The sequence below is a fragment of the Streptococcus sp. CF8_Ac1-9 genome, assembly GCF_024295565.1.
Lineage (GTDB): Bacteria > Bacillota > Bacilli > Lactobacillales > Streptococcaceae > Streptococcus > Streptococcus parasanguinis_X.
This window is the reverse complement of record NZ_JANCOY010000004.1, coordinates 190,269-214,213: the sequence shown is the minus strand read 5'-3', so window position 1 is coordinate 214,213 and position 23,945 is coordinate 190,269. Positions and strand designations below refer to the sequence as shown.

Genomic DNA, 23,945 nt, shown 5'->3' with positions numbered 1-23,945 from the left:
TTTATTTTTTTGAAAGTTCATTTATACACTGTCAACTTTCAGTTCTTAAATTGAATTTTTAAAATCCTTTAGATAGTTCTCTAATTTCTTTTTCATTTTTGTTTTTCCTAGACATCTTCTGTTTGCTAGTAATGCTTCATATTGTTCTTTTTCTTTTACTGTTAATTTTTCTTTAAAACGTTTTAATGCATCTCTCAGAACAACCAGCTCATCTAAATATATTTTTCTTGATGAAATTCTGTGACTAATTTCTCCAATTTCAATATATGGAAGTCTATTAATTTTTCTCTTATCACTTTCCTGTTGTCTTATTTTATCTTTAATATGATTTCTAAATTTTGTTTTGAAATATGTATAAAGTAATTCTTCATTTGTTTCAATTTCAGGATTTTTTTGATAAAGTTCAAACAGAGTTAGCTGACCTTCTTGTTCCCAATCATCCTTTTCCCATAATTGAATATAATACTCTTTTTCACATTTTCTTACGATATATTTTACTTTTTGATACATTTTATTAAATTCCATAAGCTCTCCTTTACTTTTATCTGTATTTTATAAAAATAAAGAAGCCCATTGGACTTTTTTTCTATTCTGCACGTTTTTTTAACTATTTGGTTATTATTTTTGACTATTTTGTCCAAATACACAAAAAAAACTGCCACTTGGTGACAGTTTATCGATAGTCCGTACGGGATTCGAACCCGTGTTACCGCCGTGAAAAGGCGGTGTCTTAACCCCTTGACCAACGGACCATTTTTACAACATATTCTATTATACAGAATATTTTTACTCTGTCAACACTTTTTTAATAAAAAAAGAAGGAAATATTTTCCTTCTTTTGAATTAGTTATTTTCTTCTAATTTTGACTTAATCTCATCATATGATAGAGGTTTTGCTTCTTCTTCTAATTCATGCTCTGAATTTTCAGGCATTTTTCCTGTTTCATATAATGATTTAATTTGAACACTATCCAAGGTTTCATATTTTAATAGAGCTTCCGCAATTAGTTTATGCGTTTCTCTATTTCCTTGAATAATTTCTGCCGCTTTATTACGGGCTTCATTCAACAGACTACGAACTTCTTCATCAATTTCGTAAGCTGTTCGTTCTGAAATCATTTTTTGTGGGCTTTGAGCACCAAACATTGCATGATTTCCTTCATATTGGACCGGTCCAAGTTTTTCACTCATACCATATTCTGTCACCATTGCACGCGCCATTTGGGTAGCTTGTTCAAAGTCATTTGAAGCACCCGTTGTTTGCGAATTGAAAATAATTTCTTCGGCAACACGTCCTCCCATGAGCCCAGCTAATTGTTCTTTCATATCTTCTTTAGAAAGTAACATTTGATCTTCTTTAGGAAGGGCAATCATGTAACCGCCTGCACGACCACGTGGAACAATCGTAACTTTATGAACTACACGAGCATTTGATAAGACCAAACCAACGATTGTATGACCAGCTTCGTGATAAGCAACCATTTCACGTTCTTTTTGTGAAATCGTCCGATCTTTCTTAGATGGACCTGCAATAACACGATCTTCTGCTTCATCGATATCAGCAGCATCAATTACTTTTTTATTTCGACGAGCTGCAACCAAGGCTGCTTCGTTCAAAACATTTTCGAGATCAGCACCGACAAATCCTGGTGTTTGTTGAGCAACTAATTTCAAGTCCACATCTTGAGCAAGTGGCTTATTCTTAGCATGAACACGAAGAATTGCCTCACGACCTTTCACATCTGGACGTCCAACCAATACTTTACGGTCAAAACGGCCAGGACGAAGAAGGGCAGGGTCAAGGACATCAGAACGGTTAGTTGCTGCGATAACAATGATTCCTTCGTTGCCTTCAAAACCATCCATCTCAATCAAGAGCTGGTTAAGGGTTTGTTCACGTTCATCATTTCCACCACCAAGACCTACACCACGCTGGCGCCCAACAGCATCAATTTCATCGATAAAGATAATGGCTGGTGCTGCTTTTTTAGCATCTTCAAAAAGTGAACGAACCCGGCTAGCACCGACTCCGACAAACATTTCAACGAAGTCAGAACCAGAGATACTGAAGAATGGCACTCCAGCTTCACCAGCTACTGCTTTTGCTAAAAGGGTTTTACCAGTTCCGGGAGGGCCTTCAAGAAGCACACCTGCTGGGATTCTTGCACCCAATTTAGTAAAGCGTTTTGGATCTTTTAAAAATTCAACAACTTCAACAAGTTCTTGTTTTTCTTCTTCAGCTCCTGCTACATCTGAAAAACGAACTTTAATATCTTCTTTATTAGCAGCGCGGGCTTTATTACGACCAAAGTTCATGGCACCTCTGGCACCTCCGCCACCGCCTTGGTTCATCATGGAGAAGAAGAAGAACATGACAATAACAAATGGAACAATTGAAGTGAGAATTGTTATCCACATGCCACTTGAGCTCTCACGCTTAATGGTGATTTCTGCTTTGTGGTCAGCTGCTAATTTTTGTAATTCATTGACAGTGATATCAGATGGAAGGATGACACTAGTAAAGCGAGATACTTTTTGAACACTTGGGGTAAAAAATTGAATTCCTGTATCTTCTTTTGATTCTTTTGCTTTATTATAGGTACCTGCAATTTCAATCACACTACCATTTGGTTGGTAACTGATCGTTTTTACATTATCATTTTTAATTTCTTTGACCAATTCTGTGTAGTTGATTTGCTGACTTTGACCAACCCCATTACCCGCAAAAAAGTACTGGAATCCTGTCACAGCCGCTACAATAATCAACAAATACAGAAATGGATTTCGGACAAAACCGTTATTTTTTCTGTTATTCATCTAGTCTCCTCTATTTTGAGTACACTTCCTCTTTTAATACACCAACATAGGGTAGGTTACGATAATTTTCATCATAGTCTAAACCATATCCTACAACAAACTCATTTGGAATCGTAAAGCAGGTGTAATCTGCTTCAATCTCAACCAAACGTCCTTCAGGTTTATCCAGTAAGGTAGCAATCTTCACAGATGCTGCATTTCGTTCTTCAAAGAGTTCTTTTAGACTCTTGAGGGTTTTACCTGTATCGATAATATCTTCTACAAATAAAATATCTCTACCAGTAATATCTTGGTCGATATCCTTGATAATATTAATAATACCTGAGCTTGCCGTACCACCATGATAACTTGAAACCAGCATAAAATCCAATTCAATATGTGTATCCACGTGGTTGATCAACTCTGCCATAAATGGAACAGAGCCTTTCAAAATTCCAACAAAAATTGGATTTTTCCCTTGGTACTCTTTTGTTAGGGTTTCACCCAATTTCTTTGCTGCTTCTACAATTTCATCATGTGAAACCAATACTTTTTTTATATCTTTTTCTAACATGTTTTTACCTATCTATTTTTTGAATATAAAGACTATCTTTCATTATACCACTTTTTGAGGGCTTACTCAAATCACTCGTTACCAATCCCACTACAGAAAGAATATTATGATTCTGTTCTATAATGAGAGCTTTTTGCCGAAGCGAAATTGGAATTTTATGGTTGATAAACCACCGTCTTAATTTTTGATGGTGGCCATTAACAAGCAGGTGATCTCCTTCCTTTCTCCCTCTAATTAAGATGGGAGTTTCGCGTGAAACAGAAAGAATTTCTACATTTTCCCCTACTAATGGTTGTCCAAAAGATAGTTTATAATTTGCAATATCAAAGATATTCCCAAATTCTAACAAAAATGGGAGGACTTGGTCATCCGACTTTTGACTGATTTTTCGTATTTCAAAGAAATCATATTCTTGATGTAGTTCATAATTCGACTTTAAATAATGAATGCAATTTCTTTTTTTTCGCAGTAAATCTAATAATTCTTGAAACTGGGCCCTACCAAGTTGCAAATCTGGAAATTGTGCCAAATACTCTTCTAATAAGAAAGACTGGACAGAATCGGAATACGTTCTAAAAGAAGCTAAATCTTGAATGCTTAACTTGCTAGTCAATTCTTTTAGTGCTTGGTGCCAACGATTCACTTCCTCTGCTAAATAGCGAAGACTTGCTTGCATTTGGGGATTTTCTTTTTCAAATTCTGGAAGGTATTGATGGCGTACACGATTTCGAAAATAGTCCTGTGAGTCATTGCTACTGTCTTCAAAGTGAGGGATTTTCATCAACTCATCTTTGGTAAAAGTTAACAAAGGACGGATTAACTCACCCTTACCAAATGGTTGGCGTACAGGAATACCACTTAAATGGCGTAATTTTGTTCCTCGTATTAAGCGCATGAAAGTTGTTTCGGCTTGATCGTTTGCATGATGACCTGTTACTAAAGCGGTGCAATCCTCTTTCTCCATAATCTGTTTTAAAAAATCATAACGAAAGGTACGAGCTTTTGCTTCTGTAAAATCACCCGAATAGTGAGCCACATGGATACGTGTCTCTCGCCTATCAGCTAGCGTTCGAAGTTCACTTTCTTCTAAATCCGATTCTGGTCTTTGTCCATGATTGACATGAGCGAGTACCAGATGGATTTTCAATCGTTCTTTATTCTTATATAAAAGTTCATACAGATTCATTGAATCCAATCCACCAGATAAGGCAACTAAAACACGGCGATGGGGAGTAAATAGATCTTGTTTTTCACAAAACTCTAAAAATCGCTTTTCCATTATTTCAATACCTCATAGATATCTTTTGAAATGTTGGAAATCGTATCATAATTCGAATGATCTGTAAAAATGGCTATTACATAGGGTGAATTTGTGTATACAATCGCAACATCATGTCTGAAATCATAGGCATCTCCAATTTTATGAGCAACTTTTACTGGAAGGTCACGCGCAATCCGTTGATCATCATATTTTGTAGAGGAGAGCGCATCAATAATAGAGCCATTTTGTTGATAGACAGCCTCCATGACATTGCCAGCCATTTCAGCGGATGCTTCTCTTTTTTCAACATCCCAATGTTTCTTTGCAATCCTATCCAAAGTTTTTTGGAAGTCTTGATCTGATTGATGAGTGACATAATAATTCAAGATATTATGTCCAACATTATCTGATTCTTTTGCAATCTTATCTACCAACTCTTGAACACTGTATTCTTTTCCATCGGGTGTTTTTGAAAGACTACCACTTCCTTCTGGTTCATAGCCTCCTTTGAAATCATTTACTTCTGGAATATATTTGTAGGTTGTAGTTGGGGAAATGGCTTTTTTATTGAGCTGTTCTTGGACGTAGTACAAGTATGGTAATTTCGTTACACTGGCAGAATACATTTCTTTTTGCGGATTGATTCCAGCAGTATTTCCAGTCTCTAATTGTTTTACATAGATTCCATACGAAGGAGAATTGTATTTACTATTTAACAAGTCCTGAACTTTTTCCATTCGATTATCTTTTTCAGTAACGAATGCTTTGTTCACCCAGCCCTGACCTTCAATCTCCACAAACTCATCTCGTAAAGTCTTAGCTGTACGTAAGACTGTCACTTTTGTATAAGGAGAAAGAGGTGTACTTTTTTCTTTTGCACCATTTATTAAGGGTCGGTCGTACACTTTAAAACCAGGTTTTAGCCACATTTCTTGTTTTTTTTCTTGTGTTTCTTGCACAACATCAGAAAAAATGACAGAAGAATCTGCTAATACATATCCTTTATCTGCTATTTTAAATACAGCTTTCCCTTCATCATTTACAAAGAGTTGTTCGATTGTAAACGGTGTGTTGGGAAGAATTTCTCCTTTTGCTTTTTTCAACTGAGGATCAGAAAAAACAGAAATTTTGCGATAGACATTAGGATTCGCTGGAATTGAAGAAAAATAAAGTTCTGATGGATGAGCCATTGTCTGAGAAGACTCAGACTGCTCGATACTCGCTGCTTGAGACCCAATAAATAAAATTGGAACTAACAATAGGAGCAGAAATCGTTTAGACACCTGTATTCCTTTCCTTTTCATCCTTTTGAAGTTTAATCATTTGGTTTTTCTTTTTTAATTCCTCTAATTTTTCATCCGAAAATTCAAGGAATTGTTTAACTGTTTGTAAGATATTTTCCATCGGTTATTGGGGGAGTAAATCTGGGATGGTATAAACATATTCACCATCTTTTGAAAAAGAATACTTAGCGCGTGCATATTTTGTTGCATAATCATCGTCTTTTAATTTTTTAGCGATGTCTTGTTGGTATTCTTTTTGTTCACTTGTTTCTTTATACTCTTTTTCCAACTGTTTGTATTGTTCTTTTTTATCTTGTAGCGATTGATAGCTCTGGGCTAAATTATAAGTTGGAAGAATAAATAGTAACATGACCAATATCAAGACGAGTCCCAGAAAACGATTGCGTTTTTTTCTTTCTTCTTCTAAAAAACGTTTTCGCTGACTTTCGTCTTTGATATATTTATTGTTCATTTGAACGATATTTTTAGGCATCTTCTTCTATCCTTGTTTCACTAATTATTTCATACATTTTGGATGCATCTTCTTTTTTTGTACTATCCAACATTTCCAAGACTTTAACCGTCAATACTTTATTTCCAAAACGAACTTCAATTTGATCATTCACTTTCAAATCCGTTGAACTTTTGGCTAATACTCCATTGACTTTGATTCGTCCTTTATCTGCAACTTCCTTTGCAACAGGACGACGCTTAATAATGCGAGAAACTTTTAAATATTTATCTAATCTCATACTGTCACCTCTAACATAGTATTGTATCATTTTTTATACATAAAATGCGAAAAATGAGCTAAGAACTGCTAGTCCTTTTCTTTTTCCTGTTTAATTTCCAATAAGGTTTGACCAAATTGCTTCAGAGCTTCCAAAATTTCAAAATCTTTCTTATTTCGAATATCGAAGATCACTTCAATCAATCCCTTTTCTTCTGCAATCTGTGCCTTTAACTGTGTCATTGACAGAGCTTTGAAATAATCCTGTGTTAAAAACAGTTGTTTGGCAATAGGTTCAAATTTCACTGTCACTTTTTGTTGTTTTCTTTCAACAAGACGGACAAAGACTTGATCCAAGTAAGCTTTCACTAAACCAATTTCAAGTAGGTAGGCCACAACATCTGGGTATTCTCCAAAACGATCGATCAATTCATCTTGCAAGTATTCATAGTCCGTTGCAGAATTCATTTCACGAATTTGTTTGTAAATTTCAATTTTTTGACGTTGATCTGAAATATATTCATTAGGTAAATACGCATCTATTTGAAGGTTCAACTCTGCATTACTCTTTTGCCTGCGATGCTCTTGGCCTTGTTTCTTAGCAATAGCTTCTTCTAACAATTGAGAATACATTTCAAAACCAACTGAATCGATGAAACCAGATTGAGAAGCTCCAAGGATATTTCCTGCTCCACGGATTGATAAATCTCGCATAGCAATTTTAAATCCAGAACCCAACTCAGTAAAACCTTTAATAGCTTCTAAACGTTTTTCAGACACTTCTGTAAGAGATTTGTCTGGACGATACATCAAATAAGCATAAGCAATTCGATTGCTTCGTCCCACACGACCTCTTAGTTGATAAAGCGTTGAAAGTCCCATATGATCCGCATTTTCAATAAAGAGTGTATTGGCATTTGGAATATCCACACCTGTCTCAATAATGGTTGTCGTCACTAGGACATCGTATTCGCCATTTATGAAATCCAACAGGGTATTTTCTAGGCGAACTTCACTCATCTGGCCATGAACAAAGCCAATCGAAGCCTCTGGAATCAACTCTTTTAATTCAGACACCTTTTGTTCAATTGTATCTACCTTATTGTAAAGATAATAGGCCTGTCCTCCACGATCCATCTCCCGCAACACAGCGTCTCGAACAATGGTTGGATTGGTCTCTAATACAAAAGTTTGCACAGGATACCGATTGGTCGGAGGTGTTTCGATGACAGACAAATCTCGAATTCCTAGCATAGACATATGAAGAGTTCGAGGTATAGGGGTAGCTGTCAAGGTAAGCACATCCACCTTTTTTTTCAATTCTTTCAAGGTTTCTTTGTGCTTCACTCCAAAACGTTGTTCTTCATCAATCACGATTAAGCCTAAGTCTGAAAAAACAACATCTTTGGACAAGAGCCGGTGAGTTCCAATAATAATATCCACTCGTCCTTTTTTCAACTTTTCAAGCGTTTCTTTCTGCTCTGCCTTACTCTGGAAACGACTTAAAACAGCAACCTCTACTGCAAAAGATTCAAAACGCTCCTTAAAATTGGCATAATGTTGTTGGGCAAGAACAGTGGTAGGAACCAACACTGCTACTTGTTTATGATCATTTACTGCCTTAAAGGCTGCTCGCATAGCGACCTCTGTTTTCCCAAAACCGACGTCTCCAACCAGCAATCGGTCCATCGGACGATTCGATTCCATATCTTTTTTAATTTCTTCAATGGAACGTAATTGGTCATCTGTTTCAATATATGGAAAATCTTGTTCAAAAGCCTCTTGGTTTTCATCATCTTGGGAATAGGCAAAGCCTTCTAATTGACTACGCTCCGCATAAAGTTTTATCAAATCATCCGCAATGTCCTCCACCTGGGTCTGAACCTTTTGCTTCGTTTTTTGGAAACGCCCATCATTTAACTTATTAATTTTTGGCGTTTTTCCATCACTTGCAACGTATTTGGACAACATCTGAATCTGATCGACAGGAATCGAGATGCGATCTCCATTTTGATATTGAATTGAAACATAATCACGATGGACACCCGAAATTTCAATCGTTTCAATTCCCAAATATTGACCAATACCATGAACTTGGTGAACAACATAGTCCCCTTTTTCCAGTTCATTATAATTTTTTAGGCGTTCTGCATTGGAAATATTTTGCCTGCGAATCTTTCGTTTGATCTTTTTCTGATAAATCTCTGATTCTGTAATATAGACAATTTTTTCATCAACAAATTGAAAACCGTGAGCTAATCCTCCAACGACTAATTGACTAGCTTGAGGAATGATCGTATCCCCATCAATATAATCTAATCGAATCCCATACTCTTCTAAATTTTTATGGAGCTGTTGAAGATTGTGATGAGAAGTTGCTTGGACAATAACAGTATAGTTTGATTTTCGATACCGTTCAATTTCCTCTTTTAGTAAATCAAATTGTCCAAAAAACTCCTGCATGGGATATTGATTGAATTGATACAAATGATCAAACTTCAGATTTCCCAATCCTTTTTGAAAGTTTGAAAAATAAGTTGCAGGCGTATATTTTCGTAATGTTGTACTGGTGTCTGCAAAATACACTTGGCGAGAAGAAGCTCTATTTTTATGTAAATCTTCCGTCAAGAGATTAGCTGTATCTAATTCAAATCTCGCTATTTGATCTGCTATTTTTTGATAATCATCCAGAAAGACTGGAGTGTGTTTAGGGAGATAATCGAATAGGGTATATTGCTTCTCGTAAAAGAAACTGATAAATTTTCTAAGATCCGGATGGAGTTTCCTTTGAGAAATATCTCCCAGAATTTCTGCTAGATAAGATTTAAATTCTTCATTTGCACTCTGTTCTTGCAATTGTTCTATTTGCTGCTGACCACGTATAAAATCTTCCTCTTGCAACAATAGATCACTCACTGCCTTCAGTTGAACTTCTTCAACATTTTCAACAGAACGCTGACTTTCTGGGTCAAAGATTCGGATTCCATCAATCTCATCTCCGAAAAATTCAATCCGATAGGGTTGGAGTTGGTCGATCTCAAAGATATCTAAAATATCTCCTCGTAGACTAAACTCTCCCTGTTGCAAAACTTGGCTCACCTTTTGGTAGCCAATTTTCTGTAATGTTTCACTCAGAGTAGTTAAGTCTATTTCTTGACCAACCTTCAATTGAAAAATGCTAGATGCAAAAACTTTAGGAGAAGGTAATAGTAGTTTTATACCACTCACATTGGTCACAAGGATGCCTTGACGATCTTCTTGACATAAAAAGTTCAAAGCCTCTAATCGTGCAAATTGCCTTTCTTGTGAAGCAAAAACAAATTCTGCTAAAGGGTTATCATCTCCCAAAAATGTATGGACTTTCTCTTCTCCAAGTAAAGCAATAAAATCACTGGCCAATCGTTCTGCTTCGTTATAACTGGAAGTAATGAGGACTGCTTTTTCAATAGAATCAAAGGCTGAAGCCATTACAATAGCCTTTGTGGTCGCAGACAATCCTAAGATCAATTCCCTATTATTTTTTTGCAAACCTTGTTGCCAGGATAGAAGGTTGGAGTTTTGACTCACTAAATCAATTACATTCATCTACTTACCCGTTGTATTTCTGCATGCTTCTTTCAAAATTTTCTTCTACCAAGTAATCGTTAACCGCTTCTTCTACTCGATCAATTGTTTGTAGAATGGTGATGTAATCGTCTTTATCAAATTTTCCTAAGACATGATGAACAACTGACATGCCCTGCTTAGGTCTTCCAATTCCAATCTTAATTCGATAAAAAGTCTGAGTTCCAATATGATTGATAATCGATTTGATTCCGTTATGACCTCCAGCTGATCCTTTAGCTCGAAGACGAATCTTGCCAACTTCCATATCTAAATCATCGTAAATAACCAAAAGATCTTCAATATCCAGACCATAATAAGTCAGAAGGGCATGGACTGCTTTTCCACTCTCATTCATGAAAGTAGTCGGCTTTACAAAATAGACCTTTTCTCCATTTAAAAATGTTGAGGCGATATCAGCTTGAAAAATCTTATCATGGGAGAAAGTAAGATTTAAAGACTTTGCCATTTGATCAACTAACATAAAGCCTACATTGTGTTTGGTTTCAAAATACTTATCACCCGGATTTCCCAATCCAACAATTAATTTCGTCATCTCTTTCCTTTCAAAACACTAAAAGGGTTGGAAATATTTTTTCCAACCTTTACATTTTTTTAACTCTCTTATACATTAAAACGAAATTCCATGATGTCCCCATCTTGGACAACATATTCTTTTCCTTCTTCGCGTAAGCGTCCCGCTTCTTTTACAGCCTTTTCAGAACCGTATTTGACCAAATCATCATAGGACATGGTCACGGCACGAATAAATCCTTTTTCAAAATCAGAGTGGATGATTCCAGCTGCTTGAGGAGCTTTCATGCCACGTTTGAAGGTCCAAGCACGCACTTCTTTTTCACCAGCTGTGAAATAAGTGCCAAGTCCCAACAAGTGATAAGCTGCACGCGTAAGTTTATCAACTCCAGACTCTGTTAGGCCAATCGCCTCTAAAAATTCTTGTTTATCTGCATCATCTAGCTCAGAAATTTCTTCCTCAGCACGCGCAGAAATCACCACGACTTCCGCGTTCTCTGTTGCCGCAAAGTCACGAATTTGCTTCACATAGTCAATAGAATCTGGATCTGCAACAACATCTTCATCCACATTGGCTACATAAAGAACTGGTTTGGTAGTCAAAAGGAAAAGTCCTTTCACCACTTTTTGTTCTTCCTCAGTGAATTCAATGGTCCGAGCTGATTTACCATCTTCAAGAACTGGTTTGATTTTTTGTAGAACATTAAATTCCGCAACAGAATCCTTATCTTTTTGTGTACGAGCGATTTTTTCTACACGCGCATAGCGTTTATTGACAGACTCTAAGTCGGCTAAAATTAATTCTAAATTGATGGTATCAATATCTGCCAGTGGATCAACAAAGGCATCTTCACGACCTTGCTCCCGCATGACATTTTCATCATCAAAAGCACGCACTACATGGACAATGGCATCTACTTCACGGATGTTGGCCAAGAATTTATTACCAAGTCCTTCCCCTTTAGAAGCTCCTTTCACAATCCCAGCAATATCTGTAAATTCAAAAGTAGTCGGAACTGTCTTCTTAGGAGTAATCATTTCCGTCAATTTTTGGAGGCGTTCATCTGGAACTTCTACCATCCCGACGTTTGGATCAATGGTTGCAAAGGGATAGTTTGCGGCCTCTGCTCCTGCTTTTGTAATTGCGTTAAATAGGGTTGATTTACCAACATTTGGTAAGCCAACGATACCTGCTGTTAATGCCATTTTTCTTTTTCTCCGTTCAAATTTCAATCTCTTTTATTATAACATAATTCAAAAGACAAGTGATGAAAAATGAAATATTTCATCACCTTTGAAACTAGATTTTTTCATCAAACTGTAACGTTCTAAAAAGATAAAAATGGTATACTATATTTAACAATGAACAAAGGAGTTTTTCAGATGAAAAAACAAACATGGAAATCTATTTTTCTTTCTTTAATTGCTATCTTTACTCTCTTTCTTCTTGGAGCTTGTGGACAACAATCTGTTCAAAAATCCTATCTTCAGGCAATCAACCAAGAAAAGAAAACAGATGTTCGTATTACACTAGAACATAAAGGTGATAAAGCGATCAGTAACCAAACCACCACTACTATTTATTACAAAGAGGCGGGAGTTACGAAAGATCAATTAAAGGAAATGATCGATAAATATGATGAAGAATACAAAGATGTCAAAGGATTCACACATTCTGCTGAATACAAAGATGATTATATGGTTGAAAAAACAACACTAAATTATGAAAAGGCAGACTTAGATCAGCTAATTGAAAAGAAATTAGTAACGACACAAAAAGATAAAAAAGTCGACTATATCAGCTTCAAATCAACTTTTGATATGATGAAACAGGGTGGTTTCAAAGAAGTTAAAAATGGAAAATTTGAAGAATTAAAATAATTGAAAAGGTTCGGTCACATAAGTGACTGAACCTTTTATAGTACTTTCTTCATTTTCTGTTCAAAATCATGGCGACTCATCATGACCACATGATCACAATTGCTACACTTGATTTTTATGTCTGCACCAAGTCGCGTAATTTCCCAACGATTTGCCTTCTTGCCTGTTTCTTTAATCACACAAGCATGGGGCTTTTTCATTTCTACAAAATCACCTAACGTATACATGATTCACCTTTGTTAATTTGTGCGAACTGGCGTAATCAATTGAATGAACCCTTGTTCATTTCCTTCTGGAACCAATGTAAACGGTCTAACAGAAGAAATAAAACGAATAACAACTTGTTCACTGTCAATAGCTTTGAGCGCTTCAATCAAATAAGTTGGATTAAAGCTAATAGACAAATCCTCTCCTGAAACGGCGCTCGTATCGATCTCTTCATTTACTCGCCCAACTTCTGGTGAATGAACGTGGGAAGAAACCACTCCATTTTTGAACTCTAATTTAACCGTACCGTTTTGAGTCGCATTTGAAAGAAGACGAGCACGCTCCATTGCAAATCGAAGGTTAGCCACATTGAAGGTTGCCTCTGTATTGAATTCTGTTGGAATGAGACGGTCTGTATCAGGATAATTTCCTTCTAGCAAACGGGTATAGAAACTAATGTGTTCACTTCTAAAGAGAATTTGATTGTTAGCAAAGAAAACCTCAACTGTTTCAATATCATCAGAAAAAACAGAGGTGAATTCACGAAGAGAGCGACTTGGGATGACAACATCAAAGTTGTCTCCATTTTTCTCCAGTGTAATCACTTTTTGACTCATACGGTGAGAGTCTGTTGCTACTGTTTTTAGCTCTTTATTATCTGATAGAACAAAGTGAACACCTGTCAAAATTGGCCGACTTTCTTGTACACTTGCTGCAAATGCTGTTTCATTAATTAATTGTTTTAATAATTTTGTTTCCAAAACTAATGGATTACTTGCAGCAATTTCTTGAATACGTGGATATTGATCTGCATCTTTTCCTTTAAGTGTAATTTCTGATTTTCCACTTGTTAAAAGAACCTGTTTTTGTTCAATCTCTTTAAAATCTAAAGTAACATCTGGTAAACTTGAAACCACATTAATAAAGAAAGTTGCTTCCAATAAAATAGAACCTGGAGAGGTCACCAATAAACCAGCATTTTCATCTTTGATAGAAATAAAGTTTTCAATTGAAATTTGGCCATTCGATCCAGATAAGGCAACTCCTTCTGGAGTGACATCAATTTTAATCGTGGAAAGGATTGGGATAGCATTTTTTGAACTGATCGCTCTTTTGGTAGTATTTAGTGCTTGTAAAAATAAAGTTTTGTTAATAGAGAAATTTATCATGGTCATTCCTTTTATTTATTTTATGATTAGTAAGTTAATAGTAATAGTAGGTTGTGTGGAAGTTGTGGAAAACTCTCAGAATCCTATCTATAACTTAAAAAGTTACTTGTTTAAAAATTGTGCATAACCCCTAGAAGTTTAGAGGAAGTTATCCACAGATTAATTTAACTTTTTCTTGATACTTTGAATTTCGAGTCGTAGATTATCATCTGTGTCGACCATACTTTTAATTTTTTCATAAGCATGAATGACAGTCGTGTGGTCTTTTCCACCGAATTCTTTTCCGATTCGAGGAAGTGAGTTGTCCGTCATCTCTCTTGAAAGATACATGGCCACTTGTCGTGCTAGGACAATATTCTGAACTCTTCGCGAACCTTTGATTTCTTTTACACTGACTCCATAAAAGGCTCCAACTGCTTCCTGAATTTTTTCAATGGGGATGACAAGCGTCTTGCTATTATCGTTTTTACGAGCTCGAATAGCTTCAGCTGCAACATCGATCGTAATTTCTTTTAGTTTTTTCACCTTCGCCATTAAAGAAATATCATTTAAGGCACCTTCTAAGTCTCGGACATTTGAATCAAACTGACCAGCTAGATATTCTAGTGTGTCATTAGGAAAAATATAGTCTAGATCTTCAATTTTATTCCGTAAGATGGCAATCCGAGTTTCAAAATCAGGTGGTGTTATATTTTGCGTTAGTCCCCATTTGAAACGAGTCACCAGCCGCTCTTCAAGACTATCTAAATGATCCGGACTTCGATCGCTTGTTAGAACAATCTGTTTGTTGTCGCTATGGAGGGCATTAAAGGTATTAAAGAATTCCTCTTGAGTCGTGACTTTTTTCCCGCCGAGTGACTGGATATCATCGATCAGTAAGAGATCAAGACTTCGATAGGTATTCTTGAACGTCTTCATTTCTCCTAATCGAAGGTGTTCTAAAAATTCATTAATAAAGGTTTCTGCTGGAACATACTTAACCCGTGCATTTGGAATATTTTCTAGGATTTGATTTCCAATTGCGTTCAATAGGTGAGTCTTTCCAAGCCCTGGTCCACCATAGATAAAGAGAGGGTTGTAAGTTGTTGCAAGATTTTCAGAAACTGCAAGCGCTGCTGCTTTCGCCCAAATATTTCCATCCCCTTGCACAAAATTATCAAAGGTGTACTTTGATTTCAGACCTGTATCAATTTTAGGTAACGGTTCGGTTGTTAAGCTACCTGAAGATAATCTCCTATTCTCACCGCTATGACTACTAGGAATTTCTTCGGTATCTTCAAAAACGAAATGAAACTTCAAATCTGTATTGTAGACTTCAAAGCTGGCTGTGATCAAAGCATTTTTTAGATTTGTTTCCCAAAATAATTCTTTATAATTTCCATCAAGATAAATGGTAGCCGTCTCTCCATCGATTTTGACTAATTTTGAATCGGCGACAAAAAAATCATAGGCACTATCTTTTAGTTGTAATTGGGCTAATTCTAAAAAACGAGACCAAAATTGCTCTTCTTGTGACACTATCAGACTTCCCTCCTTTTCTTGAATTGTATCAAATCATACGTACTCCTATTCTACCACAAACAAAAATAGTTTTCCACAGGCTAAATTTCATGAAATTAAATTATAGTTTTAAACTTTTCCACAAGTTGTGGATTTAAATTCACATTGTTTTTAAAAGTTATCCACAAAGTGGGGATAACTAGAGAATATCCTTATTTTTCTGCTACTTACAAAAGATTTTTATAGTGGAAAAGCTTGTCAATACAAAAAATAAAAATAACAGCCTTATTTGAGGCTGTTGATAATTCGTTGGTATTCATCAAGACTGGAAAAAGAAATTTGGATAGTTCCTTTATTTTGAGAAGAGGAGTGTATCGTCACATCTGTTCCTAATATTTTTTTCAATCGTTGTTCCTCTTCTAGTAGGAAGCTCTCTTTTGCTTTTTTATTTTTCTGTTTTCTTCTTGAACTGATCTTGTTTTCTAATGTTCGAACATTTAAATGATCCTGTTTGATTCGCTCCAACCAAAAGCGCTGCTCTTCTTCATCAAGAGGAACAAGAACACGCGCGTGAGCCGAAGAAATATCATTTTGAATGACTGCTTCTTGAACAGAAGGAGCTAGATGTAACAAGCGAAGCATATTGCTGATATAGGGTCTAGATTTCCCCATAAATTGAGCGATTTGGTCGTGCTTATAGCCATGATCAACGAGCTTCTGGTAGGAGATAGCTTCTTCAATTGGATTGAGATCTTCTCGTTGAAGATTTTCAATAATGGCTTGTCGCATCATTTCTTGATCTGTTAACTCTTTAATAATCGCAGGAACAAGCTCTAATCCAGCAATTTTTGAAGCTCTAAAACGTCTTTCACCTGCAAGCAATTCAAAACCAATTATTGGAGATTTTCTGACAATAATTGGTTGAATTAAGCCATTTTCTTTGATTGACTGAGCCAGTTCTTCTAATTTTTCTTGATCAAATACTTTTCTTGGTTGGAAAGGATTGGTTCGAATGTCCTTTACCGCTATTTTTTCTAATTTTTCCATCTTATGAATAGAATAACACACCTTTACAAATTCGTAAAGGTGTGTTTACAAGTATGTCAAGAAAGTGAAAGTTAATCGCTCAGATCCTCAGTTGATTTTGTCAACTTGATAGAAGTTGTTTGTTGTTTTCCATCACGATAGAATGTGACCTTGATCGTATCATTGATTTGGTGAGAATAGAGGGCTGATTGTAAATCTGCAGTTGACTCGATATCTGTATCATCGATCTTTGTGATGACATCATAACGTTGCAATTTATCTGAAGCAGGCATATTTTCAAGTGTTGAACGAACCAGTACTCCTCCAGAGATTTTTTCAGGAAGTTTTAATTGGCTTAAATCAGAAGTTGAAAGGTTGGATAAATCCATCATTTGGATTCCAAGAGCTGGTCGAACTACTTTTCCTTTTTCTTCTAGCTGTTTGATAATATTGACAACATCATTTGCAGGAATAGCAAATCCCATTCCTTCTACTGAAGTTTGTCCATTATTTGAAATTTTACTTGAGGTAATCCCAATGACTTGTCCTTGAATATTGATTAATGGCCCTCCAGAGTTCCCTGGGTTGATGGCTGCGTCTGTTTGTAAGGCGCGTGTAGAGATATTTTGTCCATTATCAGCTTTCAAATTCACATTGCGACCTTGGCTAGAAATGATCCCTTGAGTAACAGAATTCGCATAATCAGTTCCAAGAGGGCTACCAATTGCAATTGCAGTCTCACCGACTGTTAATTGGTTTGAATCTCCGAATTCAGCTACTGCCTTTGCTTTATCCGCACTAATGCGAACGACTGCAATATCAGAATAGACATCTGACCCAACTACTTCTCCGGGGACTTTATTGCCATCTGCTAAAAGAATATCTACTTTTTTAGCACCATTGATTACATGGGTGTTGGTAACAAGGTAGGCATATTTTCCTTCTTTTTTATAAATGACCCCAGAACCTTCACTAGAAATTTGTGAGTCAGAGTTTTCTTCTTTTTCAAATAACCCTTGATTCGAAGAATCAGAATAAGTAATCACAGAAACTACAGCATTTTTCACCTTATCTACGGCCTCACTAGTTGAGGTTGTATTTTTATAAGCTGTTTTAACAGTGGTTGAGTGGACTTGCTTACTTTCAGTATTTGAAGTAGAAGAATGAGAGGTTTGTAAGGTTAAAAAGGTTCCAAGAATCCCACCTAGAAAACCTACAACGAAAATGAGGGTTATGTTTCCAAGTTTTTTTAGTAAATTAGATGAAGATTTCATATTTTCCTCCTAAGGATATCAAATTGTCTAAAGTATAGAAAAACTTTCTTAATTATATCTTAAATAACTAAAGTTATCCACAAATTGTGGATAAGTTGTAGAATTTAGTTGAGAAATGGCTTTAAAAAGGACTTTATAGAATAGATTTCCTTTCTATAGCTGTGGATTATTTGTGGAATTGAAGAATTATGCTACAATAAGGGAATGAAAATTAAATTGATAACAGTTGGAAAATTAAAAGAAAAATACTTAAAAGATGGGATCGCGGAGTATATTAAAAGGCTTGGTCGATTTGCAAAAGTAGAACAGGTTGAGTTAGTTGATGAAAAAACTCCAGATCGTGCCAGTCAACTCGAAAATCAACAAATCCTTGAAAAAGAGGGGGAACGAATTCTCTCTAAGATTTCAGATAAGGAATATGTGATTGTATTAGCCATCGAAGGAAAACAATTTCCTTCAGAGAAATTTAGTCAAACGATTGACCAGATTATGACATCTGGTTATTCAAACCTTACTTTTGTTATTGGAGGCAGTCTTGGTCTGTCTCCTGAAGTGAAAAAAAGAGGAAATCTATTAATGAGCTTTGGTCAATTAACTCTTCCTCATCAGTTGATGAAATTAGTGTTGGTGGAACAAATCTATCGTGCTTTCATGATTCAACAGGGGAGTCCTTACCATAAATAACCTTGACGCTCCTTCCTTTTTCTGCTAAAATGAAGTAAGTTCGGTCTCATAGCTCAGCTGGATAGAGCATTCGCCTTCTAAGCGAACGGTCGCAGGTTCGAATCCTGCTGGGATCAAATGAGAGATGCAGCTTTTGCTGCATCTTTTCTTTTATATAAAAATGTATAAATTTTCATTATCTATTAATTTTTGTATACTTCACTATAGACAAATAGTAATGAAATGATTTATTAGGAATATTTAAAAAAAGAACTAACAATCCCTATATAGTGCAAAGTGTAGATTATATAAATTGTGTAAAATAGTTTTCATTCATGTAACAAAAACATTACAATTTTACCTATTCCCTTTAATTTTAGGCTATTTTATATTATAATTTTTTGTATATAAAATTTTATTTTTTTATAATAATACTAGAGTATAATAAAATAGAAAAAACAAAGTGGGAGAGTTTGTGTGATTCAGTCATTAATCTTGTCTTTTCTCTTGGGAGGGATCATTGTTCTGACGTTTGCATTAGTGGACGAAAAAATCTATCAGGAACATCAATTTGCATTTATCTTTCTGCTGAGCACCTTTGTTCTTCTTTTTGAAAGTCTCTTAGTATTTTTAGATGTGACTTTATTTTCAAATATTCGACTCTCTGATTTAAATATGCTCTTATGGCCGATTTATTTATATCCTTATTATCATTATGCCAATCGGACGAATCGCTTGTGCGCCATTTTTTATTCTTTTTTTACTTATTTAGCGGTTGAAGGAACAGCAACTTTTCTGACGATAATTGTCTCTTCAGTGTTGGGAGATGCTTTAGTAGCAGCTTACTTGATTGTCTACAATATGTGTATTCGTTTGCTTTCTTTAGGAATCATTTTGAAGTTAATTGACCTATTTGAATTTGATTTCACTCCTTTTTATGAGCAAGAATTTGAAAAATATTTAAAGAGACTCATCTGTGTCTATTTTGCTATATTTGTAGTGATTAATTTTGCTTTATGGATTAGTGAACAAGCGCAATTTAAAAATTTTGGGAGTATGTTGGCAACGATTTGTTTTTTCTCTTTTGTAGTCAGCTTATTCCATATGAAAATCGAGCGAGATCAGTATCGTAAAAATTTAGAACTGGAGTATAAAGAATTTTCTGAGCAACAAATGAGTCGGTATATGGCTGAAATTCAAAGTCTCTATTCTATTGTTAGGGGATTTCGTCACGATTTGGGAAATTTAGTTATTTCTATGTCATTAGCTATTGAGGAAGAAAATATTCCAGAAATACAGAGAATCCATAGAGAAGTATTGGAAAAAGGTTATAAAGAGATCAATACAGAAGCATTATCAGGATTCAACTTGGTCAATATCAAAGATTCTGCTTTACGAAGTATTTTGATTCGAGGCTGGTTGGATGCAAGAGATGCTGGGGTAGAAATGACCTTTGAAACGAGTGAACCAATCGAGCAACTACCAGTTGATTTATTAGATATCGTGAGAATCGTTGGGATTCTAGTGACAAACGCTTTGGAAGCTTCAAAAGAAGCAGAAGAAAAGAAAGTTCATATTGCTATTTTCTCTATTTCAAAAATTGTTTACTTAGTGATTCATAATACAACAAATGAAATCACTTTTGATATTAGAAAAATATATGAAGAAGGCTATTCGACAAAAGGAGAAAATAGAGGACTAGGATTAAATAATGTGAGAAAAATCTTAGCAAATTATGGAACGATGTTTTTAGAAACGGAATTGCAAGGAAATCGTTTTTTACAAGTTTTGAAGATTGGAGGATACGAACAAGAATGAAGATTTTTTTATTAGAAGATGAGCTCTCTCAACAGATACGGGTAGAAAAACATATTGCAGAAATTGCTAAGGAATTAGAAATTAAACTTGAAGTGATTTCTACCGGTAAAATTTCGGAATTTGAAAATTATATCCAGCATTCGGATATCCACCAATTATATTTTCTAGATATTCATATCCAAGACAATGAGTATTGTGGGCTGGAAATTGCTCAAAAAATACGAGAAGCAAATCCTTATGCCATTATTGTTTTTATTACTACAAAATCAGAATTCGCTTCGATTACCTATCGTTATAAAGTATCTGCCTTAGATTTTATTGATAAAAATTTGAATGAAGATTTATTTAGATTAAAAATAAAGGAGTGTATTGAGTACCTGACAACTATTCAAATTGGAAATGATGATTTGACAGATTATTTTGAGTATGACTTTAAGGATAAAAAGATAAAAATTCCATTTAAGGATATTCTTTATATTGAAACGGTTGGTTCTGCTTATAAATTAAACTTAGTTGGGAAAAATTTTCAAAAAGAAATTGCGGGAAGTTTATCAGATGTCTTGGAGAAAGATGTGGAGGAGAGATATTTCAGTCCCCATCAATCTTTTATCGTGAATAGAAGTATGATCATTGGAATGGATAAGAAAAAGAAACAGCTACTGTTGAAAGAAGGCTATTCTTGTCCAATCTCAAGAAGCAATATCAAACGTGCCAAAAAATTAATTGAAGAGCAAAATTTAGAATTTAGTGCTTGACAATTAGTTAAATTTTGATATAATGGGATATGTTCTGTTAATGAATATATGGTCCGTTGGTCAAGGGGTTAAGACACCGCCTTTTCACGGCGGTAACACGGGTTCGAATCCCGTACGGACTATATCTCATTCCGCCATAGCTCAGTTGGTAGTAGCGCATGACTGTTAATCATGATGTCGTAGGTTCGAGTCCTACTGGCGGAGCTAGTATAGCACCCATTTGGGTGTTTTTTTGTTTTGAAAAAGGCTAGGATAATGACTATCCTAGCCTTTTATTTATAAGTGAACAATGGTTAGATTCCTTAGCTTTTTCGTCTTTTTATTTGTCTCCATTCGTAGAGGAAAAAGAGAATGATTCCAACGAAAAAGGCAATGAGTCCTTCAATGAAGCCTTGGGGAACAAATGTTAAGGTGACTGTTCCGGATCCTTTTGAAACACGAACTCCCATCAATCCTTTCTGGATGCGATGAATTTGGATAGGATTTCCATTTTGTTTAGCTGACCAGCCTTTATCATAAGGGAGTGTAAAAATAAGGGTAGTGTCTCTATTTGCGTTATAGGCTGCTACCAATTTGTTTTTCTTTTTGTGAATAGCAACTTCTTGCTGACGAATGCTAGCGATAGCTTGTGTGTATTGGTCAAGATCCAGAGCAAAAAATTCTGGTGTATCAAAAGAGACTGTCGAATTTTCTGGAAAACTCATACGAATAGTAACTGTTTCCTCTGTGTCAAAATGGCCAATCGAAAAGAATGGAAAGGCATTATCAATGGTATAGCGTTGGGTCTGTCCATTGTAGCTGATTTCAATATCTTTTCGATCATCGTTTGAAAATTGTAAATTTGGAACATTGACATACAGTTGACTATGAGCAGGAACCCTTACTTCATATTGAATACTTGCGTAGGAAAGATGACTATCTTCTTCAATTTTTGCAGTTTGCAACGAAGATGTAGTATTTTGTGAAGTAGGCGAGAGAATATTTAATTTCTTATAAAATTTATATTTTTCATCCGTGATTTGATGGATGAATCGTGTCTGATTATCCAGTGTCAAATTCGTAAAGGAAGTATTTTTATAAGGTTTTGCTGACAGAAAGGCGATTGGTAAGGCATATTCGTTTTCTGAAAGTGAGACTCCATTTTTGATTGCAATCTCTTTAAATCCAAATTTTTGAACAGGTTGTTGGCTTAAATTATAGCGAACACCAAATAGACTATCCATTAAAATAGAATTGTTTTGGTATCGAAGATTGAGGTTGGTTCCTTCAGATTTAAATCCAAGTTTGTCCAATGTCGAGCTAGCATCCGTATTTCGTACAGATGAAAATTGAGAAATTCCATTATAACCATACTTCATGCTATCATTGCCCGTTTGCGGCTGTAGAATCTCAGTCCGATAATTAGAGTCTGTCTTCTCTCTTATTAAGGATTGGATGGCTTTTAAGTCTCGTTCGTAGGATGATCGAGAAGCAAATACCCATTCATTCGCTATTCCTTCCATTTGATAATAACTATTCACCGATAATTCAAAAATGGAGAAAAACAGGATCGAAAGATAGAAAAGTCTAGGCGGTATCTTTTTTAGGATAAATCCTAAACAGACCAAATAGAAAGCAATTAAAAATTCAAAAGTAACAATGAAATTGACTGCATCTAAAAATTTATAGTGACTGCTGTAAAGGACAGTTGCTCCAAATCCTAGAATAAGGAGGAAATTAGCAAGACTAAAACGAATCCAAGTGATCTCCTCTATTCGATTTAGTACTTCTCCTGCCATCAGAATAATCGTCAAAGAAAAGATCCAAGAGTATCGATGAAGAAACATATTTGGCGCGTGCATACCTTGCCAAAGGAGATCTAATAATTGAAAACGAAAACTCAAAATAAGAATGGTCAAGAGTATAAAGTAAGAAAGTTTCACGTGAAACTTGATCGACTTTACAAAGAAAAAGGTAATCGCTAAAAGAAGTGGAAATAATCCCACGTAGATCATTGGAATTGATCCATATTTAGTAGTGTCAAAACTTCCAATGAAATTTTTTGCAAATACGTCAAGATACCAACTTTTTTCTGTAAAGATACTGTCAACCTTTGAAAAACTTTCTCCATGAGTGCGTAAATCTAAGAAGGTTGGATATAACATCACAAGGCTTGTTATAACTGATAAAAGAGATACAATCACAAAATGAAAGAATCGTTTTCCAATTCCTTTGATGTCCCATGACAGTTGTGTCAAGTACCATAAAATAAGAAAAACAGACATCATAAACCCAAAATAATAATTTTGGATAAACAAGCTGGTTAAGCTGATAAAGTAGAGAATCTCTCCCTCATTGTAAATGAGTTTTTTGAATCCATAGAGAATTAATGGTGCTAGGATAAAAACATCTAGCCAAGTTTTGATTTCAATTTGGCTGATAGCAAAGCTCATAAGAGCAAATGAGGTTGAAAGGGTAAGAACCAGGGATCTAGGAATTTTAGAAAACATTCCATGTAAACTAATATAAGTGCTTAACCCAATAGCTCCAAATTTAAGAAGAGTGATGAGGTAAACAGCATCCGGCATGGATTGTGCATTAAAGAAGTAGACAAGAGGAGAAAAGAAACTTCCTAGATAATAGCTACTGAGTGCATAGAAATTAATACCTAATCCACTTTGAAAACTGTAAAATAGGCTATCTGTCCCATGTAAAATATTTCGAAGTGTGGTATCAAAAATGACATACTGATGATAACCATCTCCTAATAAGGGGGATGTATCACTGTTCCAGTAGATTCCTTGTGAGAGGTAAATAAAGAACATCATGATAGCTGGAATCAGGAAAGAAGATACTATAAAAAGGGATGTTTTTAGCTTTGTTTTATTCATA

Annotated in this window: 21 protein-coding genes and 4 tRNA genes; 7 read left to right on the top strand and 18 right to left on the bottom strand. The window is 35.3% G+C overall.

The window, feature by feature from the left end; translation table 11 throughout:
* Positions 1-45 precede the first annotated feature (45 nt).
* The 12 genes from NML76_RS08165 to ychF form a co-directional block, all read right to left on the bottom strand.
* Entirely contained in the window at positions 46-525 is a 480-nt protein-coding gene (locus NML76_RS08165; RefSeq protein ID WP_003009261.1) for a sigma-70 family RNA polymerase sigma factor, read from the bottom strand.
* A gap of 155 nt (positions 526-680) precedes the next feature.
* Positions 681-752 (bottom strand) — tRNA-Glu (locus NML76_RS08160).
* A 91-nt stretch (positions 753-843) separates the two neighbouring features.
* Entirely contained in the window at positions 844-2,817 is a 1,974-nt protein-coding gene (ftsH, locus tag NML76_RS08155) for an ATP-dependent zinc metalloprotease FtsH (protein ID WP_049473251.1), read from the bottom strand.
* Positions 2,818-2,827: 10 nt separating this feature from the next.
* Positions 2,828-3,370: a hypoxanthine phosphoribosyltransferase gene (hpt, locus tag NML76_RS08150; RefSeq protein WP_003018402.1), complete on the bottom strand. Its 543-nt coding sequence runs from the start codon at positions 3,368-3,370 to the stop codon at positions 2,828-2,830.
* Between the two features lie 4 nt (positions 3,371-3,374).
* On the bottom strand, positions 3,375-4,649 hold the full coding sequence (gene tilS, locus NML76_RS08145; protein ID WP_118227715.1) for a tRNA lysidine(34) synthetase TilS: 1,275 nt from the start codon (positions 4,647-4,649) through the stop codon (positions 3,375-3,377).
* On the bottom strand, positions 4,649-5,914 hold the full coding sequence (locus tag NML76_RS08140) for a serine hydrolase (protein WP_254733270.1): 1,266 nt from the start codon (positions 5,912-5,914) through the stop codon (positions 4,649-4,651). Before NML76_RS08140 ends, tilS begins: the two co-directional genes overlap by 1 nt.
* A complete protein-coding gene (locus NML76_RS08135; RefSeq protein WP_003009253.1) occupies positions 5,907-6,035 on the bottom strand; it encodes an SP_0009 family protein in 129 nt (42 codons plus the stop codon). The genes NML76_RS08140 and NML76_RS08135 overlap by 8 nt, the downstream gene beginning before the upstream one ends.
* Positions 6,036-6,038: 3 nt before the next feature.
* Positions 6,039-6,407, bottom strand: a complete 369-nt coding sequence (locus tag NML76_RS08130; protein ID WP_003009251.1) for a septum formation initiator family protein — start codon at positions 6,405-6,407, stop codon at positions 6,039-6,041.
* Positions 6,400-6,666, bottom strand: coding sequence for an RNA-binding S4 domain-containing protein (locus NML76_RS08125; protein WP_003002258.1), 267 nt, complete (start codon positions 6,664-6,666; stop codon positions 6,400-6,402). Before NML76_RS08125 ends, NML76_RS08130 begins: the two co-directional genes overlap by 8 nt.
* 68 nt (positions 6,667-6,734) lie before the next feature.
* Entirely contained in the window at positions 6,735-10,229 is a 3,495-nt protein-coding gene (gene mfd, locus NML76_RS08120) for a transcription-repair coupling factor (protein ID WP_254733268.1), read from the bottom strand.
* A gap of 4 nt (positions 10,230-10,233) precedes the next feature.
* Positions 10,234-10,803: an aminoacyl-tRNA hydrolase gene (gene pth, locus NML76_RS08115; protein ID WP_003009246.1), complete on the bottom strand. Its 570-nt coding sequence runs from the start codon at positions 10,801-10,803 to the stop codon at positions 10,234-10,236.
* Positions 10,804-10,871: 68 nt separating this feature from the next.
* Entirely contained in the window at positions 10,872-11,987 is a 1,116-nt protein-coding gene (ychF, locus tag NML76_RS08110; RefSeq protein ID WP_003009244.1) for a redox-regulated ATPase YchF, read from the bottom strand.
* A gap of 177 nt (positions 11,988-12,164) precedes the next feature.
* Here ychF and NML76_RS08105 point away from each other — a divergent pair, with 177 nt between their 5' ends.
* Positions 12,165-12,662: a DUF1307 domain-containing protein gene (locus NML76_RS08105; protein WP_031574824.1), complete on the top strand. Its 498-nt coding sequence runs from the start codon at positions 12,165-12,167 to the stop codon at positions 12,660-12,662.
* A 35-nt stretch (positions 12,663-12,697) separates the two neighbouring features.
* Here the strand turns inward: NML76_RS08105 and NML76_RS08100 are convergent, their stop codons facing one another.
* The 5 genes from NML76_RS08100 to NML76_RS08080 form a co-directional block, all read right to left on the bottom strand.
* A complete protein-coding gene (locus tag NML76_RS08100) occupies positions 12,698-12,889 on the bottom strand; it encodes a DUF951 domain-containing protein (protein ID WP_003002008.1) in 192 nt (63 codons plus the stop codon).
* A gap of 12 nt (positions 12,890-12,901) precedes the next feature.
* Positions 12,902-14,038 carry a DNA polymerase III subunit beta gene (dnaN, locus tag NML76_RS08095; RefSeq protein ID WP_021154169.1) on the bottom strand — a complete coding sequence of 379 codons (1,137 nt, stop codon included), beginning with the start codon at positions 14,036-14,038 and terminating at the stop codon, positions 12,902-12,904.
* 159 nt (positions 14,039-14,197) lie between these two features.
* On the bottom strand, positions 14,198-15,556 hold the full coding sequence (dnaA, locus tag NML76_RS08090) for a chromosomal replication initiator protein DnaA (RefSeq protein WP_031574821.1): 1,359 nt from the start codon (positions 15,554-15,556) through the stop codon (positions 14,198-14,200).
* A gap of 267 nt (positions 15,557-15,823) precedes the next feature.
* A complete protein-coding gene (locus NML76_RS08085) occupies positions 15,824-16,585 on the bottom strand; it encodes a ParB/RepB/Spo0J family partition protein (RefSeq protein ID WP_150906770.1) in 762 nt (253 codons plus the stop codon).
* 71 nt (positions 16,586-16,656) lie between these two features.
* The gene (locus tag NML76_RS08080) at positions 16,657-17,838 is read right to left on the bottom strand and encodes a S1C family serine protease (RefSeq protein WP_023920001.1); all 1,182 of its coding nucleotides are present in this window, start codon (positions 17,836-17,838) and stop codon (positions 16,657-16,659) included.
* A gap of 204 nt (positions 17,839-18,042) precedes the next feature.
* Between NML76_RS08080 and rlmH the strand changes: the two genes are divergently transcribed.
* The 6 genes from rlmH to NML76_RS08050 all read left to right on the top strand — a co-directional run bounded on the left by rlmH (position 18,043) and on the right by NML76_RS08050 (position 21,278).
* Positions 18,043-18,522 carry a 23S rRNA (pseudouridine(1915)-N(3))-methyltransferase RlmH gene (gene rlmH, locus NML76_RS08075; protein WP_003009233.1) on the top strand — a complete coding sequence of 160 codons (480 nt, stop codon included), beginning with the start codon at positions 18,043-18,045 and terminating at the stop codon, positions 18,520-18,522.
* Between the two features lie 42 nt (positions 18,523-18,564).
* A tRNA-Arg gene (locus NML76_RS08070) sits at positions 18,565-18,638 on the top strand.
* A 340-nt stretch (positions 18,639-18,978) separates the two neighbouring features.
* Entirely contained in the window at positions 18,979-20,319 is a 1,341-nt protein-coding gene (locus NML76_RS08065) for a GHKL domain-containing protein (protein ID WP_118227717.1), read from the top strand.
* On the top strand, positions 20,316-21,074 hold the full coding sequence (locus tag NML76_RS08060; RefSeq protein WP_003009229.1) for a response regulator transcription factor: 759 nt from the start codon (positions 20,316-20,318) through the stop codon (positions 21,072-21,074). Before NML76_RS08065 ends, NML76_RS08060 begins: the two co-directional genes overlap by 4 nt.
* 50 nt (positions 21,075-21,124) lie before the next feature.
* Positions 21,125-21,196, top strand: a tRNA-Glu gene (locus tag NML76_RS08055).
* An 8-nt stretch (positions 21,197-21,204) separates the two neighbouring features.
* Positions 21,205-21,278 (top strand) — tRNA-Asn (locus NML76_RS08050).
* A gap of 98 nt (positions 21,279-21,376) precedes the next feature.
* On the opposite strand, the gene NML76_RS08045 is transcribed toward NML76_RS08050, so the two are convergent.
* Positions 21,377-23,944 (bottom strand): YfhO family protein, encoded by a 2,568-nt coding sequence (locus tag NML76_RS08045; RefSeq protein ID WP_254733267.1) that lies wholly within the window; start codon positions 23,942-23,944, stop codon positions 21,377-21,379.
* Position 23,945: the final 1 nt, after the last annotated feature.